This window comes from Mesorhizobium sp. GbtcB19 (assembly GCF_019091085.1).
GTDB lineage: Bacteria > Pseudomonadota > Alphaproteobacteria > Rhizobiales > Rhizobiaceae > Mesorhizobium.
Map to the genome: position 1 here is coordinate 472,580 of NZ_JAGXJY010000001.1, position 18,096 is coordinate 490,675.

At 64.0% G+C, this 18,096-nt stretch carries 16 protein-coding genes; all 16 read right to left on the reverse strand.

Annotation, left to right across the window (positions count from 1 at the left end):
* Nucleotides 1-296 precede the first annotated feature (296 nt).
* The 16 genes from KVT37_RS02220 to KVT37_RS02295 all read right to left on the reverse strand — a co-directional run bounded on the left by KVT37_RS02220 (nt 297) and on the right by KVT37_RS02295 (nt 18,095).
* The gene (locus KVT37_RS02220; RefSeq protein WP_217569171.1) at nt 297-587 is read right to left on the reverse strand and encodes a DUF1467 family protein; all 291 of its coding nucleotides are present in this window, start codon (nt 585-587) and stop codon (nt 297-299) included.
* Nucleotides 584-988: a methylmalonyl-CoA epimerase gene (gene mce / locus KVT37_RS02225; RefSeq protein ID WP_217569173.1), complete on the reverse strand. Its 405-nt coding sequence runs from the start codon at nt 986-988 to the stop codon at nt 584-586. Before mce ends, KVT37_RS02220 begins: the two co-directional genes overlap by 4 nt.
* A 125-nt stretch (nt 989-1,113) precedes the next feature.
* Nucleotides 1,114-2,784 (reverse strand): ribonuclease J, encoded by a 1,671-nt coding sequence (locus KVT37_RS02230; protein WP_217569175.1) that lies wholly within the window; start codon nt 2,782-2,784, stop codon nt 1,114-1,116.
* Nucleotides 2,785-2,880: 96 nt separating this feature from the next.
* A complete protein-coding gene (locus KVT37_RS02235) occupies nt 2,881-3,702 on the reverse strand; it encodes a biotin--[acetyl-CoA-carboxylase] ligase (protein ID WP_217569177.1) in 822 nt (273 codons plus the stop codon).
* 4 nt (nt 3,703-3,706) lie between these two features.
* The gene (gene nuoN / locus KVT37_RS02240) at nt 3,707-5,143 is read right to left on the reverse strand and encodes an NADH-quinone oxidoreductase subunit NuoN (RefSeq protein WP_217569179.1); all 1,437 of its coding nucleotides are present in this window, start codon (nt 5,141-5,143) and stop codon (nt 3,707-3,709) included.
* A 13-nt stretch (nt 5,144-5,156) separates the two neighbouring features.
* Nucleotides 5,157-6,662, reverse strand: coding sequence for an NADH-quinone oxidoreductase subunit M (locus KVT37_RS02245; protein WP_217569181.1), 1,506 nt, complete (start codon nt 6,660-6,662; stop codon nt 5,157-5,159).
* Complete coding sequence (nuoL, locus tag KVT37_RS02250; RefSeq protein ID WP_217569183.1) at nt 6,662-8,635, reverse strand: NADH-quinone oxidoreductase subunit L; 1,974 nt, start codon at nt 8,633-8,635, stop codon at nt 6,662-6,664. The genes KVT37_RS02245 and nuoL overlap by 1 nt, the downstream gene beginning before the upstream one ends.
* A gap of 11 nt (nt 8,636-8,646) precedes the next feature.
* Complete coding sequence (nuoK, locus tag KVT37_RS02255; protein ID WP_112100004.1) at nt 8,647-8,955, reverse strand: NADH-quinone oxidoreductase subunit NuoK; 309 nt, start codon at nt 8,953-8,955, stop codon at nt 8,647-8,649.
* A 1-nt stretch (nt 8,956) separates the two neighbouring features.
* A complete protein-coding gene (locus KVT37_RS02260) occupies nt 8,957-9,577 on the reverse strand; it encodes an NADH-quinone oxidoreductase subunit J (RefSeq protein ID WP_112100003.1) in 621 nt (206 codons plus the stop codon).
* A 230-nt stretch (nt 9,578-9,807) separates the two neighbouring features.
* Nucleotides 9,808-10,299, reverse strand: a complete 492-nt coding sequence (gene nuoI, locus KVT37_RS02265) for an NADH-quinone oxidoreductase subunit NuoI (protein ID WP_217569186.1) — start codon at nt 10,297-10,299, stop codon at nt 9,808-9,810.
* The gene (gene nuoH / locus KVT37_RS02270; protein ID WP_217569188.1) at nt 10,299-11,342 is read right to left on the reverse strand and encodes an NADH-quinone oxidoreductase subunit NuoH; all 1,044 of its coding nucleotides are present in this window, start codon (nt 11,340-11,342) and stop codon (nt 10,299-10,301) included. Before nuoH ends, nuoI begins: the two co-directional genes overlap by 1 nt.
* A gap of 2 nt (nt 11,343-11,344) precedes the next feature.
* Nucleotides 11,345-13,426, reverse strand: coding sequence for an NADH-quinone oxidoreductase subunit NuoG (gene nuoG, locus KVT37_RS02275; RefSeq protein ID WP_217569190.1), 2,082 nt, complete (start codon nt 13,424-13,426; stop codon nt 11,345-11,347).
* A 75-nt stretch (nt 13,427-13,501) separates the two neighbouring features.
* Nucleotides 13,502-14,173, reverse strand: a complete 672-nt coding sequence (locus tag KVT37_RS02280) for an NADH-ubiquinone dehydrogenase (protein ID WP_217569192.1) — start codon at nt 14,171-14,173, stop codon at nt 13,502-13,504.
* Nucleotides 14,174-14,248: 75 nt separating this feature from the next.
* Complete coding sequence (nuoF, locus tag KVT37_RS02285; protein WP_217569194.1) at nt 14,249-15,553, reverse strand: NADH-quinone oxidoreductase subunit NuoF; 1,305 nt, start codon at nt 15,551-15,553, stop codon at nt 14,249-14,251.
* Between the two features lie 10 nt (nt 15,554-15,563).
* On the reverse strand, nt 15,564-16,904 hold the full coding sequence (locus KVT37_RS02290; RefSeq protein ID WP_217569196.1) for an NADH-quinone oxidoreductase subunit E: 1,341 nt from the start codon (nt 16,902-16,904) through the stop codon (nt 15,564-15,566).
* Entirely contained in the window at nt 16,905-18,095 is a 1,191-nt protein-coding gene (locus KVT37_RS02295; RefSeq protein WP_217569198.1) for an NADH-quinone oxidoreductase subunit D, read from the reverse strand. It abuts the gene before it with no gap.
* Nucleotide 18,096 lies beyond the last annotated feature (1 nt).

An 18,096-nucleotide genomic window follows, 5' to 3' on the forward strand; every position in this document is an offset into this window, starting at 1 on the left:
GTCTAGTGTGCGCCGATAACCGAGAGGGCGGAGAAAAATCTGCTCTCCTACGCGGTCAAAGTCTTGGGAGGATGCGATCTAGGCGCGGTAACTCGCTGCCGCCGGACACCGGAAACGGATCGGACGCGTTTAAATTGCAAGGCCTCGTGCCTTGCATTTTTTTTGTGCAATCATCTGCTTAGCACTACCGCCTGCCGAACAGCGTCAGCCATATCTGGCGGTTGAAATCGGAAGTCGGCTTCCGATTTCAACCTTGGCGCGCGTAATCCCGCTCAATACTTGCGGAAACTGTATTGTCAGCCTTGATGACTGGCATTCGGACTAAAGTCCGGCATGATCCGCATGATGTCGTCGAAGCTGAAACCCAGCCCCATCGTCAGGCCGTAGAGAATGCCCATGACGATCACCGTCACAATCGTCGCGCGCAGGAAGGCGCGCAGCATATGCGGCCCGCGCGGAGCGCTGGAAACGGTGCCCAGCGTGACATCCTGATCGTCATCCTGGGTGCGCAGGCTGAACGGAAGCACGACGAACAGCGCCAGCCACCAGGTGACGAAGAACAGCGCGCAGAACAGGATCCAGTTCATGCCTGCTCCAGTTCGACCAGCGTGCCGAAGAAATCCTTTGGGTGCAGGAACAACACCGGCTTGCCGTGCGCGCCGGTCTTGGGGTTGCCGTCGCCCAGCACGCGCGCGCCGCTTGCCTTCAGATGGTCGCGGGCAGCCAGGATGTCGTCGACCTCGTAGCAGACATGATGCATGCCGCCCGAAGGGTTCTTCTCGAGGAACGCCGCGATCGGCGAGGCATCTCCCAGCGGCTCCAGCAGCTCGATCTTGGTGTTGCCGACATCGACGAACACCACGGTCACGCCATGCTCCGGCAGCGCCTGCGGCGCGCTCAATCGCGCGCCCAGCTTATCGCGATAGGCGGCCATCGCCGCGGCCAGGTCCGGCACGGCAAGCGCGACATGGTTCAGGCGTCCAAGCATAAAGCGCTCCGCTTTTAGGGGAGTAGGGGAATAGGGCAGTAAGGGAGTAGGGAAAAACAAGAAAACAAGAAACTGCTCGTTCTTCCCTACTGCCTTACTGCCTTACTCCCCTATTCCCTCATTCGTCACCGCGTCACGAACACCGTCACCAGCGGCTTCTTGCCCCAGGCTTCGTTGGCGGCGGCACGCACGGCGCGACGCACCGCTTCCTGCACCAGGTCGAGGTCCTTCCGGCGCTGGCGCGGGATGGAGTCCACCGCCCCGACCGCCGCATCGACCATCAGGTCTTCCAGCGTCTCGCCTTTGGCATCGGCCTCGGCGACGCCGATCGCCACCAGATCGGGGTCGCCGGCAAGCTCGTATTTGTCGTCGAGCACGACATTGACCGCGACATGGCCGGCGAAGGAGAGCTTGCGCCGGTCGCGTATGCCCATCGCCTGGTCGGTGCCGATCAGATTGCCATCCTTGTAGAGCCGGCCGAACGGCACCTGGTCGATGATCGTCGCCGGCCCCGGCCACAGCCGGAGCATGTCGCCGTCGCGCACCTGCGCCACCTGGCCGATGCCCGACATCGACATCAGCGAGCCCTGCGCCACCAGATGCGCCGCCTCGCCATGCACCGGAACGCCGATCTGCGGCCGCACCCATTCATACATCTTGCGCAATTCGCTGCGGCGCGGATGGCCCGAGACATGCACCAGCGCGTCGCCGTCCTCGATGATCTTCATGCCGAGATCGATCAGCCGGTTCTTGATCTCGAGGATTGCCTTTTCGTTGCCGGGAATGGTGCGCGAGGAAAACACCACCGTGTCGCCGGCCGTCAGCGCCACCGACTTCATCTCGTCGCGCGACAGCTTGGCAAGTGCCGCCAGCGGCTCGCCCTGGCTGCCGGTGCAGATGATCACCAGGTTCTCGCGCGGGATATAGCCATAGTCCTCCTCGGCGATGAACTCCGGCAGGCCGTCCATGTAGCCAAGTTCGCCCGCCACATCGATGACGCGCTTCAGCGAGCGGCCGAGCACCAGGCACTGCCGGCCGGCATCGCGCGCCGCACGCGCGATCGAAACGATGCGTCCGACATTGGAGGAGAAGGTGGTGACCGCCACGCGCCCCTTGGCGCTCTCGATGACGCCCTTGAGACCTTCGCCGACCGCCACTTCCGACGGCGACTCCCCTTCCCTCAGCGCATTGGTCGAATCGCAGATCAACGCCAGCACGCCCTTGTCGCCATAGGCGCGGAAACGCGCCTCGTCGGTCTTCGGGCCGATCGTCGGCGCCGGGTCGATCTTCCAATCGCCGGTGTGGATCACGGTGCCGGCGGGCGTGGTGATCGCCAGCGACATCGGCTCGGGGATCGAATGCGCCACCGGGATTGCCTCGATCTCGAACGGCCCGACGGTGAATGTCTCGCCGGCCCGGTAGATCGACGCCGGAATCTTCGGCGCGTTCTGCTCGCCCTGCCGCTTGGCTTCGAGCAGACCGGCGGTGAACGGCGTCATCCAGACCGGCGCTTTGAGCTTCGGCCAGATGTCGAGCAGCGCGCCGTAATGGTCCTCATGCGCGTGGGTGATGACGATGCCGCGCAGACCGTCGAGGTTCTCCTCGATGAAGCGCGTGTCGGGCAGGATGAGATCGACGCCCGGATGCGCCGAATCCGGAAAGGTGACGCCGACATCGACGATGATCCATTCGCGCGCGTCGGCAGGCCCATAACCGTAAAGGGCGAAGTTCATGCCGATCTCGCCGACGCCGCCCAGCGGCGCGAAGACGAGTTCGGCGTTTTCCTTATTCGCCATCAGTTTCTTTCCTTCCTGACCCCTCAGGCCAAGTCAATCGGGCAATTCCGGGAAAAGTGTCTAACGGTTTTCCGTCCGGAATTGCGCAAAAACAAACTATACGCGCGCCGAGGCGACGGCGCCGAAATGCACGTCGCCAGCCGCGATCGTCAGCACCGATCCCTCATCGTCGCGGATCACGAAACGGCAGTCCTCGTCAATGGTCTCGAAGACGCCGCGCACCACATTGCCGTCGATTCTGACGGCAACCTCGCCGCCAAGGCCCGCCGCGCGGGCAAGCCAGCGCTTACGGATGGCATCGAGCCCGCGCCCGTCGTCCCACATCCGGGCATTCTCGCTCCAGGCGTCCGAAAGCGCCAGAAACAGCGTCTCGGCATCGCAATTGGCGCCCAGCGCCTGCAGCGACGTCGCCGGATAAGGCAAATCCTCAGGATACGCCACGACATTGACGCCGATGCCGATGGCAACGGCGAAACGGCCGCCATCGAGCATCGCCGATTCCAGCAGGATGCCGGCAAGCTTGGCGCCCGAAGCCAGCACGTCGTTCGGCCATTTCAGCTCGAAGCGGTTGCGGTCCTGGCTTGCGCCATCCAGTGCGACGGCGATCCGGCCTTTCGGCACGACGGCGTCGAGCGCGTCGGCCAGCGCAAGGCCCGCGACGAAGCCGAGCGTCGCGGCAAGCCGCAACTCGCCGCCGGGGACCAGGAGCAGCGTCGCCGCCAAATTGCCCTCGGGCGTCGCCCAGGCGCGGCCGCGCCGGCCACGCCCGCTTTCCTGCTTCTTCGAGACGACCCAGAGCTTTCCCGGATCGCCCGCGCGCGCATGCTCCAGCGCCAGCGCGTTGGTCGAGCCGACGCTGTCATGCGCCTCGAGCCGGAACCCCTCCGACGCAGCGGTTGGAGCCAGTCGAAACGCCATCCCGTCAGAAGAAGGTCTTCGCCGCGGCTTCGGCATAGCTGCCGATCGGCCCGCCGATCAGCACATAAAACAGCACGAAGGCGCCGCTGACGCCGAGCACCAGGCGCAGCTCGCTCGCCATCGGCACGAAGCCGCCGACCGGTTCGTCGAACCACATGATCTTGATGATGCGCAGATAATAGTAGGCGCCCACCACCGAGGCCAGCACGCCGATGATCGCCAGCGCGTAGAGATGCGCGTTGATGGCAGCGAGGAACACGTACCACTTCCCCCAGAAGCCCGCGAGCGGCGGAATGCCGGCCAGCGAGAACATCAAGATGGTGAGGATGGTGGCCATGATCGGGTTGGTCGAGGCCAGGCCGGAAAGGTCGCTGATCTGCTCGACATTGCCTTCCTTGCGCCGCATGGCCAGGATGAAGGCGAAGGTGCCCAGCGTCATCACCAGATAGATCAGCATGTAGATGGCGACGCCGCGCACGCCCGCCTGGCTGTTGGCGGCAAGGCCGACCAGCGCGTAGCCCATATGGCCGATCGAGGAATAGGCCATCAGGCGCTTGATGTTGGTCTGGCCGATGGCCGCGAAAGCGCCAAGCGCCATCGAGGCGATCGAGATGAAGACCACGATCTGCTGCCAGTCGGCGGCAACCGGCTTGAAGGCGCCCATGGTGACGCGCACGATCAGCGCCATCGCCGCCATCTTCGGGGCCGCCGCCAGGAAGGCGGTGATCGGCGTCGGCGCGCCCTCATAGACGTCCGGCGTCCACATATGGAACGGCACGGCCGAGATCTTGAAGGCGAGGCCCGCAAGCACGAACACCAGGCCGAAGACGAGGCCAAGCTGGCGCTCGCCGCTGCCCAGAGCCGTCGCGATCTCGTGGAAGCCGGTGTTGCCGGTGTAGCCGTAGACGAGGCTGATGCCGTAGAGCAACATGCCCGACGACAGCGCGCCGAGGACGAAATATTTCAGGCCCGCCTCGGTCGAGCGCAGGTTGTCACGGTTGATCGCGGCCAGCACGTAGATCGCCAGCGACTGCAGTTCGAGCCCGAGATAGAGCCCGATCATGCCGTTGGCCGAGATCATCAGCATCATGCCGAGCGTGCAGAGCAGGATAAGCACCGGGAATTCGAACTTGTCGAAATGCTCCTGGCGCGCAAAGCGCATCGACATCACCAGCGACACCGCCGAGCCGATCAGCGCCAGCATCTTCATGAAGGCGCTGAAGGGATCCTGCACGAAGGCGCCGCCATAGGCAGCGCCCTGCCCGCCTGAGAAGGCAAGCCAGAGACCTGCCACCACGAGCACGATCACGGCCAGGCCGGTCACGGTCATGGTGTTGTTGCTGCGCGAATAGGCTCCGATCATCAGGAGCACCAGCGCGCCGACGGCCAGGATCAGTTCCGGCGTCGAGAGCGAAAGACTGGAGAGAAGGTCCGGCGTCATGGTTTATCCCCAGTCAGTTCGCCGCCGCGGTCTGCGCGGAATTGATGGATGCGGTGACGTTGGTGACGAGCGTCTTGACCGATTGGGCCGTCGCGTCGAACACCGGCGCCGGGTAGACACCGAAGAAGATGACCAGCACCACCAGCGGGTAGATGATCGCCTTCTCGCGCGGCGACAGATCCAGCAGGTTTTTCAGGCTGTCCTTGGTCAGCGCGCCGAAGATCACCCGGCGATAGAGCCAGAGCGCGTAGGCAGCCGACAGGATGACACCGGTGGCGGCGAAGAACGCCACCCAGGTGTTGACCTTGAACACGCCGAGCATGGTCAGGAATTCGCCGATGAAGCCGCTGGTGCCTGGCAGGCCGACATTGGCCATGGTGAAGATCATGAACACGGTGGCGTATTTCGGCATGTTGTTGACCAGCCCGCCATAGGCGTCGATCTCGCGCGTGTGCATGCGGTCATAGATGACGCCGACGCACAGGAACAGCGCGCCCGAAACGAGGCCGTGGCTGAGCATCTGGTAGATCGCGCCCTGCACGCCCTCCTGGTTCATCGCGAAGATGCCCATGGTGACGAAGCCCATATGGGCGACCGACGAATAGGCGATCAGCTTCTTCATGTCCTCCTGCATCAGCGCCACCAGCGAGGTGTAGATGATGGCGACGACGGAGAGCGTGAACACCAGCGGCGCGAACATCGCCGACGCTTCCGGGAACATCGGCAGCGAGAAGCGCAGGAAGCCGTACCCGCCCATCTTCAGCAAGATGGCGGCCAGGATCACCGAGCCTGCCGTCGGCGCCTCGACGTGAGCGTCGGGCAGCCAGGTATGCACAGGCCACATCGGCATCTTCACTGCGAAGGAGGCGAAGAAGGCGAGCCACAGCCAGGTCTGCATGTTGGCCGGGAAGTGATGCGTCAAAAGCGTCGGGATGTCGGTGGTGCCCGACTGGAAGAACATCGCCATGATGGCAAGCAGCATCAGCACCGAGCCGGCGAGCGTATAGAGGAAGAACTTGAACGAGGCATAGACGCGCCGCTTGCCGCCCCAGACGCCGATGATGATGAACATCGGGATCAGGCCGGCCTCGAAGAAGACGTAGAAGAGCACGATGTCGAGCGCGCAGAACACGCCGATCATCAGCGTCTCGAGGATCAGGAAGGCGATCATATAGGCCTTGACCCGCTTCTCGATCGCCTCCCAGGAGGCGAGGATGGAAAGCGGCATCAGGAAGGTGGTCAGGATGACGAACAGCATCGAAATGCCGTCGACGCCCATATGGTAGGAGATGCCGGAATCCAGCCAGGCATGCTTCTCGACGAACTGGAAGCCGGCCTGTGAGTTGTCGAAGCCCGTCCAGATGAACAGCGACACCACGAAGGTGAACGCTGTCGTGGCGAAGGCGATCGCGCGGATGTTGCGGCGCGCGTTTTCGCTGTCGTCGCTGATTGGCAGAATGAAGAGCACACCAACCAGCGGCAGGAAGGTGACCAGCGAGAGGATTGGCCAGGCGGTCATCAGAGCATCATCCAGGTGACGAGAGCGGCCACGCCGATGAGCATGGCGAAGGCATAGTGGTAGAGATAGCCGGTCTGCAGCTTGACGACGCGGTTGGTGACGTCGACAACGCGCGCCGAGATGCCATCGGGGCCGAGCCCGTCGATGATGGTGCCGTCACCGGTCTTCCACAGGAACCTGCCAAGGCGCTTGGCCGGCTGCACGAACAAGAAGTCGTAGAGCTCGTCGAAATACCACTTGTTGAGCAGGAAGGCGTAGAGCAGGCGGTGGTTGGCGGCGACGCTGCGAGGCAGTTCCGGCGAGCGGATGTAGAACTTCCAGGCAACCGCAAGCCCGATCACCATGGCCACGAACGGCGCCAGTTCGACCCAGAGCGGTAACTCGTGGATCTCGCGCAGGATGTCGTTGTCGGGGAGCGTGAACAGCGACGCCTTCCAGAATTCGGCATAGCCCTCGCCGATGAAGGCGCCGTGGAAGATGATGCCCGCGAACAGCGCGCCGGCAGCCAGAACGTAAAGCGGCACCAGCATCACCGGCGGCGATTCATGGACATGATGCATCACCTCGTGGCTGGCGCGCGGCTCGCCGTGGAAGGTCATGAAGATCAGCCGCCAGGAGTAGAAGCTGGTGAAGCAGGCGGCGACCACCAGCAGGATGAAGGCGAAGGCCGCGACCGCATTGTGGCTGGCAAACGAGGTCGCGATGATGGCATCCTTGGAGAAGAAGCCGGCGGTGCCGATCACCGTCGCCGGGATGCCGACGCCGGTCAGCGCCAGCGTACCGACGATCATCATCCAGTAGGTCGCGGGGATCAGCTTGCGCAGCCCACCCATCTTGCGCATGTCCTGCTCGTCGGACACGGCATGGATGACCGAGCCGGAGCCGAGGAACAGCAGCGCCTTGAAGAAGGCGTGCGTGAACAGATGGAAGATCGCCGCGCCGTAGGCGCCGACGCCGAGCGCCACGAACATGTAGCCGAGCTGCGAGCAGGTCGAATAGGCGATGACGCGCTTGATGTCGTTCTGGACCAGGCCGACGGTCGCCGCGAAGAAGGCGGTGAAGGCGCCGATGAAGGTGACGACGGTCAGCGCCGTATGCGACAGCTCGAACAGTGGCGACAGCCTCGCCAGCATGAACACGCCGGCGGTCACCATGGTCGCGGCATGGATAAGCGCGGAGACCGGCGTCGGGCCTTCCATGGCGTCCGGCAGCCAGGTGTGCAGCGGCACCTGCGCCGACTTGCCCATGGCGCCCATGAAGAGCAGCAGGCAGACCACGGTCAGCGCCGTCTGCTTGTCGAGCGCATGGCCGAGGAAGGTGAGCACCGCCGCACCCGCCGGCGCGCCTTCGGTCGGCAGGAACGATGCGGCATTGGCGAACACTGTGCCGAGATTGACCGAGCCGAACAGCACGAACACGCCGAAGATGCCGAGCGCGAAGCCGAAGTCGCCGACGCGGTTGACGACGAAAGCCTTGATCGCCGCGGCATTGGCTGACGGCTTCTTGTACCAGAAGCCGATCAGCAGGTAGGAGGCGAGACCGACGCCTTCCCAGCCGAAGAACATCTGGATGAGATTGTCGGCGGTCACCAGCATCAGCATGGCGAAGGTGAACAGCGACAGATAGGCGAAGAAGCGTGGCCGGTTCGGATCGTGATGCATGTAGCCGATCGAATAGATGTGAACCAGCGCCGACACCGTGTTGACGACGACCAGCATCACCACCGTCAGCGTGTCGATCCTCAGCGCCCAGGAGGCGTCGACGCCACCCGACTGGATCCAGCGCAGCACCGGCACCGTGAACACCTCGCCATGGCCGAAGCCGACGGTGAAGAAGGCGATCCACGACAGGATAGCCGCGATCACCAGGAAGCCGGAGGTGATGTATTCGGAAGCCTTGGCGCCGAGCGAATTGCCGAACAGGCCGACAATCAGGAAGCCAAGCAGCGGAAGGAAGACGATAGCCTGATACATGGTGGTTCCCGTCAACCCTTCATCGAGCTCACGTCTTCGACCGCGATCGAGCCGCGGTTGCGGAAGAAGACGACAAGAATGGCAAGACCGATCGCGGCTTCAGCGGCTGCGACCGTCAGCACGAACAGGGCGAAGACCTGTCCGACGAGGTCATGCAGCGCCGCCGAGAAGGCGACGAAGTTGATGTTGACCGCAAGCAGGATGAGCTCGACCGACATCAGGATGACGATGATGTTGCGGCGGTTCAGGAAGATGCCGAACACGCCGAGCGTGAACAGGATCGCGGATACGGTCAGATAATGTGCAATGCCGACGACCATCTCAGATGCCCTCGCCCGATTTGACCTTGCGGATTTCCATGCCCGTCGCCGGGGTGCGGCCGACCTGGGCGGCGATCGACTGCCGCTTGACGCCTTCCTTGTGGCGCAGCGTCAGCACGATGGCGCCGATCATGGCGACGAGCAGCACCAGCCCGGAAATCTGGAAGTAATAGAGGTAGTCCGTATAGAGGATGTCGCCGAGCGCCGCCGTGTTGGAGCGCGTGGCGAGATCCGGCGTCGCCTTGGCGACCGTCGAGGCCAGCTGCGGCGCGAATGTGTAGCCGCCGAGCACGACAATCAGCTCCGCCGCCAGGATCAGCCCAACCAGCGCGCCGATGGGCGCATATTGCAGCGCGCCCTGCTTCATCTCGGCGAAGTCGACGTCGAGCATCATGACGACGAACAGGAACAGCACCATCACCGCGCCGACATAGACGACGAGCAGGATCATCGCCAGGAACTCGGCGCCGGTCAGCATGAACAGGCCGGCGGCGTTGAAGAAGGTGAGGATCAGGAACAGCACGGAATGCACGGGGTTGCGCGACGAAATGACCATGAAGGCCGACGCCACGGCGATAAAGGCGAAGAGGTAGAAAAAGGCCGCCTCTAATCCAGTCAGCATGGGATTCCCCGGGTTACAAATTCCGACTCCGACCCGCCTCCGGTTCGAAACCGCGTGTTCCTTAGACGGACGACGTTGCGCCGTCCACTTTCTTGTTCCTTCTCCCCGTTTACGGGGAGAAGGTGGCCCGAAGGGCCGGATGAGGGGTAACGCCAAGTTTCCAGAAGCTGGCGCCGCCCCTCATCTGCCTGCCGGCATCTTCTCCCCGTAAACGGGGAGAAGCACGCTAATCACCTATACGGCGAGTCCAGCGCGATGTTGCGCGCAAGCTCCCGCTCCCAGCGATCGCCGTTCGCGAGCAGCTTTTCCTTGTTGTAGTAAAGCTCCTCGCGCGTCTCGGTCGCGAATTCGAAATTCGGCCCCTCGACGATGGCGTCGACCGGGCAGGCCTCCTGGCAGAAGCCGCAATAGATGCACTTCACCATGTCGATGTCGTAGCGCACGGTGCGGCGCGTGCCGTCATTGCGGCGCGGACCGGCCTCGATGGTGATGGCCTGCGCCGGGCAGATCGCCTCGCAGAGCTTGCAGGCGATGCAGCGTTCCTCGCCGTTCGGATAACGGCGCAGCGCATGCTCGCCACGGAAGCGCGGGCTGATCGGCCCCTTCTCATGCGGATAGTTGATCGTTTCCTTCGGCGCGAAGAACTGGCGCATCGACAGGAAGAAAGCGCTGACGAAATCCTTCAGCAGCAGCGATTTTGCGGCCTGGGCCAGAGCGGACATCACGCAAACCCCGTGATCTTGAGGAAGGCCGCGGTGGCCACGACCATGAACAGCGAGATCGGCAGGAACACTTTCCAGCCCAGCCGCATCAGCTGGTCGTAGCGGTAGCGCGGCACGAAAGCCTTCACCATCGAGAACATGAAGAACATCAGGCAGATCTTCAGCACGAACCAGATCACTCCTGGTACCCAGGTGAAGGGCGCGAAGTTGAACGGTGGCAGCCAGCCGCCGAGGAACAGGATGGTCGCCAGCGCGCACATCAGGACGACGGCGACATACTCGCCGAGGAAGAAGAGCAGGAACGGCGTCGACGAATATTCGACCATGTGGCCGGCGACGAGTTCCGATTCCGCCTCCACCAGGTCGAAAGGCGGGCGGTTCGTCTCGGCGAGCGCGGAGATGAAGAACACCACGAACATCGGCAGCAGCGACAGCCAGTGCCAGTCGAGGAAGGTGTTGGGCAGGCCGAGCCGGGTGCCCAGACCGTCCTGTTGCGACATGACGATGTCGGAGAGGTTGAGCGAGCCGACGGTGAGCAGCACGGTGACGATGACGAAGCCGATCGAGACTTCGTAGGACACCATCTGCGCGGCCGAGCGCAGCGCGCCGAGGAACGGGTATTTCGAGTTCGACGCCCAGCCGCCCATGATCACGCCGTAGACCTCGAGCGAGGAGATGGCGAAGACATAGAGGATGCCGACGTTGATGTTGGCGATCGCCCATCCCTCATTGACCGGAATGACCGCCCAGGCCGAGATCGCCAGCACCGCCGACACCAGCGGTGCCAGAAGGAACACGCCCTTGTTGGCGCCCGACGGGATCACCGGCTCCTTGAAGACGAATTTCAGAAGGTCGGCAAAGGCCTGCAGCGTTCCCCACGGACCGACGACGTTCGGGCCGCGGCGCAGCTGCACCGCTGCCCAGATCTTGCGGTCGGCATAGAGCAGGTAGGCGACGCCGATCAGGAGCACGACGATCAACACGACCGACTTCAACAGGATCAGCAGCGCCGGCAGCACGTAGAAGGAGAAAAAGGTTTCCATGCTTATTCCGCCGCCTGCTTGAAGCCGCTCTTGGCCAGCGCCGAGCATTCAGCCATCACGGCCGACGCCCGCGCGATCGGGTTGGTCAGATAGAAGTCCTTCACCGAGGAGGCGAAGGTGCCCTTGTTCAGCCGGCCGCCGAGCTTCGCCACCTTGGCGATATCGTCGCCGCTGCCGGCCTGCACCTGGTCGATGCGGGCAAGATGCGGGAATTCTCCATAGAGCTTGGCGCGCAGCTGCACCAGCGAATCGAAGGGCAGCTTCTTGCCGAGCACGTCCGACACCGCCCGCAGGATCGCCCAGTCCTCGCGCGCCTCGCCAGGGGCGAAGCCGGCGCGGTTGGTCTGCTGCACGCGGCCTTCGGTGTTGACATAGGTGCCGGACTTTTCGGTGTAGGCGGCGCCTGGCAGGATGACGTTGGCGCGATGCGCCCCGGCATCGCCATGCGTGCCGATATAGACGACGAAGGCGCCTCCGGTCGCAGCCATGTCGATCTCGTCGGCGCCGAGCAGGAAGAGCACATCGGTGTCGCCCAGCATGCCGGCGACATCCTTGCCGCCCTCGCCCGGCACGAAGCCGACATCGAGGCCGCCGACTCTCGCCGCTGCGTTATGCAGCACCGCGAAGCCGTTCCAGTCGGCGCTGACCGCGTTGACGGCCACCGCGAGCTTTGCCGCCTGACCGAGCACCGCGGCGCCATCGGCGCGCGCCAGGGCGCCCTGGCCGACGATGATCAGCGGATGCGTGGCCTTGCTCAGCACCTCGAAGAACTTGCCGGTGCCGTCGGCAAGACCCTTCAGGGATTCAGGGCCGGCGCCGATCAACTCATAGTCGTAGCGGGTGTCGCCGATCTCGCCGATGACGCCGACCGGCAGGTTGCCGACACGCCAGCGCTTGCGGATACGGGCATTGAGCACCGAGGCCTCGAAGCGTGGATTGGCGCCGATGATCAGCACCGCGTCGGCCTGCTCGATGCCTTCGATGGTCGGGTTGAAGATGTAGCTGGCGCGGCCGAGCGACGGATCGAGCGCGGCGCCATCCTGGCGGCAATCGACGTTCTTCGAGCCGAGAGCATTCATCAGAAGCTTGAGCGCATAGATTTCCTCGACAGCCGCGAGATCGCCGGCGATCGCGCCGATCCGCTCGGGCGCGGTCTTGCCGACCTCGTCCTTGACGGCGGCGAAGGCCTCCGCCCAGCTTGCCGGCACCAGCTTGCCGTTCTTGCGCACATAAGGCCGGTCGAGACGCTGCGTGCGCAGGCCGTCCCAGATGAAGCGGGTCTTGTCGGAGATCCACTCCTCGTTCACCTGTTCGTTGACGCGCGGCAGGATGCGCATCACTTCGCGACCTCTGCTATCGACGCGGATCGCCGAGCCGACGGCGTCCATGACGTCGATCGATTCCGTCTTGGTCAGTTCCCACGGCCGCGCCTGGAAGGCGAACGGCTTGGAGGTCAGCGCGCCGACCGGGCAAAGGTCTATGACATTGCCCTGCAGCTCGGAGGTCATCGCCTGTTCGAGATAGGTGGTGATTTCGGCATCCTCGCCGCGGCCGATCAGGCCGAGTTCGGAAATGCCGGCGACTTCGGTGGTGAAGCGGACGCAGCGCGTGCAATGGATGCAGCGGTTCATCACCGTCTTGACCAGCGGGCCGATATACTTGTCTTCGACGGCGCGCTTGTTCTCGTGATAGCGCGAGGAATCGACGCCGAAGGCCATCGCCTGGTCCTGCAGGTCGCACTCGCCGCCCTGGTCGCAGATCGGGCAATCCAGCGGGTGGTTGATCAGCAGGAACTCCATCACGCCTTCGCGGGCCTTCTTTACCATCGGCGTGTTGGTGAAGATTTCCGGCGGCTCGCCATTCGGGCCGGGGCGCAGGTCGCGCACGCCCATGGCGCAGGACGCCTGCGGCTTGGGCGGGCCGCCCTTCACCTCGATCAGGCACATGCGGCAATTACCGGCGATGGACAGGCGCTCGTGGAAGCAGAAGCGCGGCACTTCCGCGCCGGCGTCCTCGGCCGCCTGCAGCAGCGTGTAATGGTCGGGTACCGTGATCTCTTTCCCGTCGACCTTGAGCTTTGCCATTCGCCTCAAACCCTCGCGGATATCCCGCAATCTCTATCTTCCGGGCGCGGCTTGCGCCGCGCCCGGTATTTCAATTCACTTCGCGGCGAGCGCCGCCGCCTGCGCGGTCCAGTCATCGCGGCCGATGCGGCCGGCGAGCGACAGATAATCTTCTACCCAGGCGATCTCTTGCGACGTCCAGGCCGCGATCTGGCCATAGGTCCAGATGCCGAGGCCGTTGAGCACTTTCTCCAGCTTCGGTCCGATACCGGAAATCGCTTTCAGGTCCGACGGCGTCGCCGGCTTGTCGACGGCCTTCGGCTGGCGGAAATCTTCCGGCATCAACGCCGATGCGGCCGGCTCTTCGACGGCGTCGGCGCCGATCGCCTTCTCGGTCGCGGTCGCGGCAATGTCGGTGACGTCGCGGGCAAAGGTCTGCGCCTTGGCGATCAGCGTCTCGGTCGCCTTGCGCGCCTTGGACGCGTTGGCCGCCGCTTCGTTCTGCGCCTCGAGGTCGTCGAGGAACGGCTGGAACATGCGCTGCGAGGCTTCCAGCGCGCCGGTGAACGCTCCCATCCACATGCCGACGGCATGGTTGGCAAGACCGATGCCGAGCGCCGACATCGCGGCGGCGCCCGCGACCGGATGCGCCAGAAGGTTGACGGCGCTGGCCATCTCCTTCGGCATCATCTTGGTCAGGTCCTGGTTCATTTTTTCGAGTTGGTCCAAATCAGGTATGAACGGATAGGGTATCGAATACGGCGCCATAGAGATCTCCTGGTCGTTTCTTCGTATGCCCCGCCCCTGCTTTCAGTCTTGGGCTTTCGCCCATATTCCAAAATTCTATTCCGCTGCGACCATTACCGGCTCGACCCGGTGGGCGTTGCGCGAAAACTCGTCGATGCGGCGTTCCACCTCGCCGCGGAAATGCCGCATGAGCCCCTGGATCGGCCAGGCCGCCGCGTCGCCCAGCGCGCAGATCGTGTGCCCCTCGACCTGCTTGGTGACGTCGAGCAACATGTCGATCTCGCGCTTCTGCGCCTCGCCGCGCACCAGCCGCTCCATCACCCGCCACATCCAGCCGGTGCCTTCGCGGCACGGCGTGCACTGGCCGCAGCTCTCATGCTTGTAGAAGTAGGAAAGCCTGGCGATCGCCTTCACGATATCCGTCGACTTGTCCATGACGATGACAGCCGCGGTGCCGAGGCCGGATTTCAGGTCGCGCAGCGCATCGAAATCCATCGGCGCGTCCATGATCTGCTCGGCCGGCACCAGCGGCACCGAAGCGCCGCCCGGGATGACCGCAAGCAGATTGTCCCAGCCGCCGCGGATACCGCCGCAATGCGTCTCGATCAGCTCGCGGAACGGGATCGACATCGCCTCTTCGAAGGTGCACGGGTTGTTGACGTGGCCGGAGACGCAGAACAGCTTGGTGCCGGCATTGTTCGGCCGGCCGAAGGACGAGAACCAGGCCGCGCCGCGACGCAGGATGGTCGGCGCCACGGCGATGGATTCGACATTATTCACGGTTGTCGGGCAACCGTACAAGCCGACATTGGCCGGGAATGGCGGCTTCAGCCGCGGCTGGCCCTTCTTGCCTTCCAGGCTTTCGAGCAGCGCCGTCTCCTCGCCGCAGATATAGGCGCCGGCGCCGTGATGCATGTAGACGTCGAAGTCGTAGCCGGACGTGTTGTTCTTGCCGATCAGCTTGGCCGCATAGGCCTCGTCGATGGCGCGCTGCAGCGCCTCGCGCTCGCGGATGAATTCGCCGCGCACATAGATGTATGCGGCGATCGCGCCCATGGCGAAGCCGGCGACCAGCGCCCCCTCGACCAGCGTGTGCGGGTCGTTGCGCAGGATATCGCGGTCCTTGCAGGTGCCGGGCTCGGATTCGTCGGCGTTGATGACCAGATAGCTCGGCCGGCCGTCGCTCTGCTTGGGCATGAACGACCATTTGAGCCCGGTCGGGAAGCCGGCGCCGCCGCGGCCGCGCAACCCGCTGGCCTTCATCTCGTTGACGATCCAGTCGCGCCCCTTGGCGATCAGGCCGGGCGTATCGTCCCAGATGCCGCGCGACTGCGCGCCAGCCAGCGACGTGTCGAAGAGGCCATAGATGTTGGTGAAGATGCGGTCTTTGTCCTGAAGCATTTGTCGTCCCTCAGACCGGCTTCTTGCCGAAGACGCGGATGTATTCTTCGACGCCGCCCTTGGCGAGCGCCTTGGCCTGCTTCACCCAGTCGTCACGATCGATGCGGCCGTGGAAGGAGAGATAGCCGTCGACCCATTCGCGCTCGGCCTTCTTCCAGGCGGCGACCTGCGCGAAGGTATAGATGCCCAGCGTATGCAAGGTTGCTTCAATCTTCGGCCCGACGCCGGAGATCAGCTTGAGGTCGTCGACCGTCGCCGGGCGCTCGATGCCGGCGGGCCGGTTCTTGTCCTCGAGCGAGGGCTTCGCCGTCTTGGCGACAGGCTGCTTGGTTTCCGGCGCCTTGAAAGCGCTGGCTGGCTCGGCCTTGGTCTTCGGCCCGCTGCGCGGCTTGGAAACGGCCTCGACTTCCGGATCGGCCTGGTTCGCGTTGGCGGCCGAATGGCGCGGCGCCTTGACGCTGGCGCCGTTCTCGGTGGCCGGGGCGACTTTGACCGGCGACGGGGTGTTAAGCGCCGGGTTGGTTTCAACCGCATGGGTCTTCGGCTTGCCGGATTTGGACGGCGCAACCGGACCGGAAGCCGGCGGCGCGGCGGGCGCCGGAGCCGCGGGCGCGGCCGGAGCAGGTGCCGCCTGCGAAACGACGTTGGCGGCGGCCGCAGCCGGCGCCGCCGCTGCAGCATCCTTGGCCGCCTTCGCGGCAGCCTTGGCTTCCTTGTCGCGCGTCGACTTCAGGATCGCCTTCTCGCTGGTCAGCGTCTTCAAGCCACCGGCCGGCTCGGAGCCATGGCGGCCGTTCTGCGGGCCGGGTTTCACCTCGGCGCCTTTGCCGGCGTCGTAGAGATCGATGATCTCGGCCAGCCGTTCCGGCGTCAGGTCTTCAAAAGTGTCCTTGAAGATCATGACCATCGGCGCGTTGACGCAGGCGCCGAGGCATTCGACCTCCTCCCACGACAGCGTGCCCTTGTCGTTGGTGTGGAACTGGTCGTGATGGATTTTTGACCGGCAGACATCCATCAATGCTTCCGAGCCGCGCAGCATGCAGGGCGTGGTGCCGCAGACCTGGATATGCGCGCGCGTGCCGACCGGATTGAGCTGATACTGCGTGTAGAAGGTCGCGACCTCGAGGCCGCGGATACGCGGCATGCCGAGCATGTCGGAGATCGTCTCGATCGCCGCCTTGGTGACCCAGCCCTCCTGCTCCTGCGCGATCATCAGCAACGGGATGATGGCCGACTGTTCGCGTCCCTTCGGGTATTTGGCGATCCACTGCTGAACCGCAGCCTCATTGGCCTTGTTGAAGGCGAAGGAAGCTGGCTGGACGCTGGCATCTGCGAGACGGCGGACTGACATTTAGCGATCGACCTCACCAAACACGATATCGAGCGAACCCAGCACGGCGGTGACGTCGGCCAGCATGTGGCCCCGGCACAGGAAATCCATGGCTTGCAGATGCGCGAAACCGGGCGCGCGCAGCTTGCAGCGATAGGGCTTGTTGGTGCCGTCGGAGACGAGATAGACGCCGAACTCGCCCTTGGGCGCCTCGACGGCCGCATAGACCTCGCCGGCCGGCACGCGGTAGCCTTCGGTATAGAGCTTGAAGTGATGGATGAGCGCTTCCATCGAGCGCTTCATCGCCTGGCGCTTCGGCGGCACGACCTTTCCGTCGAGGTTCGATACAGGGCCGGCGCCTTCCTTGCCGAGCAGAAGATCGACGCACTGGCGCATGATCTTGGCCGACTGGCGCATCTCTTCCATGCGCACCAGGTAGCGGTCGTAGCAGTCGCCGTTCTTGCCGATCGGGATGTCGAAATCCATCTCGGAATAGCATTCATATGGCTGCGATTTGCGCAGGTCCCAGGCCGCACCCGAGCCGCGCACCATCACGCCCGAAAAACCCCAGGCCCAGGCATCGGCCAGCGATACCGTACCGATGTCGACATTGCGCTGCTTGAAGATGCGGTTGCCGGTGAGCAGAGCGTCCAGATCATCGATCGACTTCAGGAACGGATCGATCCATTTGCCGATGTCCTCGACCAGCTTCTGCGGCAGGTCCTGGTGCACGCCGCCCGGCCGGAAATAGGCCGCATGCATGCGCGAGCCCGAGGCGCGCTCATAGAACACCATCAGCTTTTCGCGCTCGACGAAGCCCCACAGCGGCGGCGTCAGCGCGCCGACGTCCATCGCCTGCGTCGTCACATTCAGGATGTGCGACATGATGCGGCCCATCTCGGAATAGAGCACGCGGATCAGCTGGCCGCGCTTCGGCACCTCGATGCCGAGCAGGCGCTCGGCGGCCAAAGCAAAGGCATGCTCCTGATTCATCGGCGCGCAATAGTCGAGCCGGTCGAGATAGGGCACGGCCTGCAGATAGGTCTTGGCCTCGATCAGCTTCTCGGTGCCGCGGTGAAGCAGCCCGATATGCGGATCGACCCGGTCGACAACTTCGCCGTCGAGCTCAAGAACCAACCTCAAAACACCGTGCGCTGCAGGGTGTTGAGGCCCAAAGTTAATGTTGAAATTACGGACGGAGGTTTCAGCCATC

Bases quoted from the DNA above. Each gene is read 5' to 3' on its own strand.
- nuoL (WP_217569183.1), bottom strand. From the start codon at position 8,635: ATGTATCAGGCTATCGTCTTCCTTCCGCTGCTTGGCTTCCTGATTGTC.
- KVT37_RS02230 (WP_217569175.1), bottom strand. From the start codon at position 2,784: ATGGCGAATAAGGAAAACGCCGAACTCGTCTTCGCGCCGCTGGGCGGC.
- nuoG (WP_217569190.1), bottom strand. From the start codon at position 13,426: ATGGCAAAGCTCAAGGTCGACGGGAAAGAGATCACGGTACCCGACCAT.
- KVT37_RS02245 (WP_217569181.1), bottom strand. From the start codon at position 6,662: ATGACCGCCTGGCCAATCCTCTCGCTGGTCACCTTCCTGCCGCTGGTT.
- KVT37_RS02290 (WP_217569196.1), bottom strand. From the start codon at position 16,904: ATGTCAGTCCGCCGTCTCGCAGATGCCAGCGTCCAGCCAGCTTCCTTC.
- KVT37_RS02260 (WP_112100003.1), bottom strand. From the start codon at position 9,577: ATGCTGACTGGATTAGAGGCGGCCTTTTTCTACCTCTTCGCCTTTATC.
- nuoK (WP_112100004.1), bottom strand. From the start codon at position 8,955: ATGGTCGTCGGCATTGCACATTATCTGACCGTATCCGCGATCCTGTTC.
- KVT37_RS02295 (WP_217569198.1), bottom strand. From the start codon at position 18,095: ATGGCTGAAACCTCCGTCCGTAATTTCAACATTAACTTTGGGCCTCAA.
- nuoH (WP_217569188.1), bottom strand. From the start codon at position 11,342: ATGGAAACCTTTTTCTCCTTCTACGTGCTGCCGGCGCTGCTGATCCTG.
- KVT37_RS02235 (WP_217569177.1), bottom strand. From the start codon at position 3,702: ATGGCGTTTCGACTGGCTCCAACCGCTGCGTCGGAGGGGTTCCGGCTC.
- mce (WP_217569173.1), bottom strand. From the start codon at position 988: ATGCTTGGACGCCTGAACCATGTCGCGCTTGCCGTGCCGGACCTGGCC.
- nuoN (WP_217569179.1), bottom strand. From the start codon at position 5,143: ATGACGCCGGACCTTCTCTCCAGTCTTTCGCTCTCGACGCCGGAACTG.
- nuoF (WP_217569194.1), bottom strand. From the start codon at position 15,553: ATGCTTCAGGACAAAGACCGCATCTTCACCAACATCTATGGCCTCTTC.
- nuoI (WP_217569186.1), bottom strand. From the start codon at position 10,299: ATGTCCGCTCTGGCCCAGGCCGCAAAATCGCTGCTGCTGAAGGATTTC.
- KVT37_RS02280 (WP_217569192.1), bottom strand. From the start codon at position 14,173: ATGGCGCCGTATTCGATACCCTATCCGTTCATACCTGATTTGGACCAA.
- KVT37_RS02220 (WP_217569171.1), bottom strand. From the start codon at position 587: ATGAACTGGATCCTGTTCTGCGCGCTGTTCTTCGTCACCTGGTGGCTG.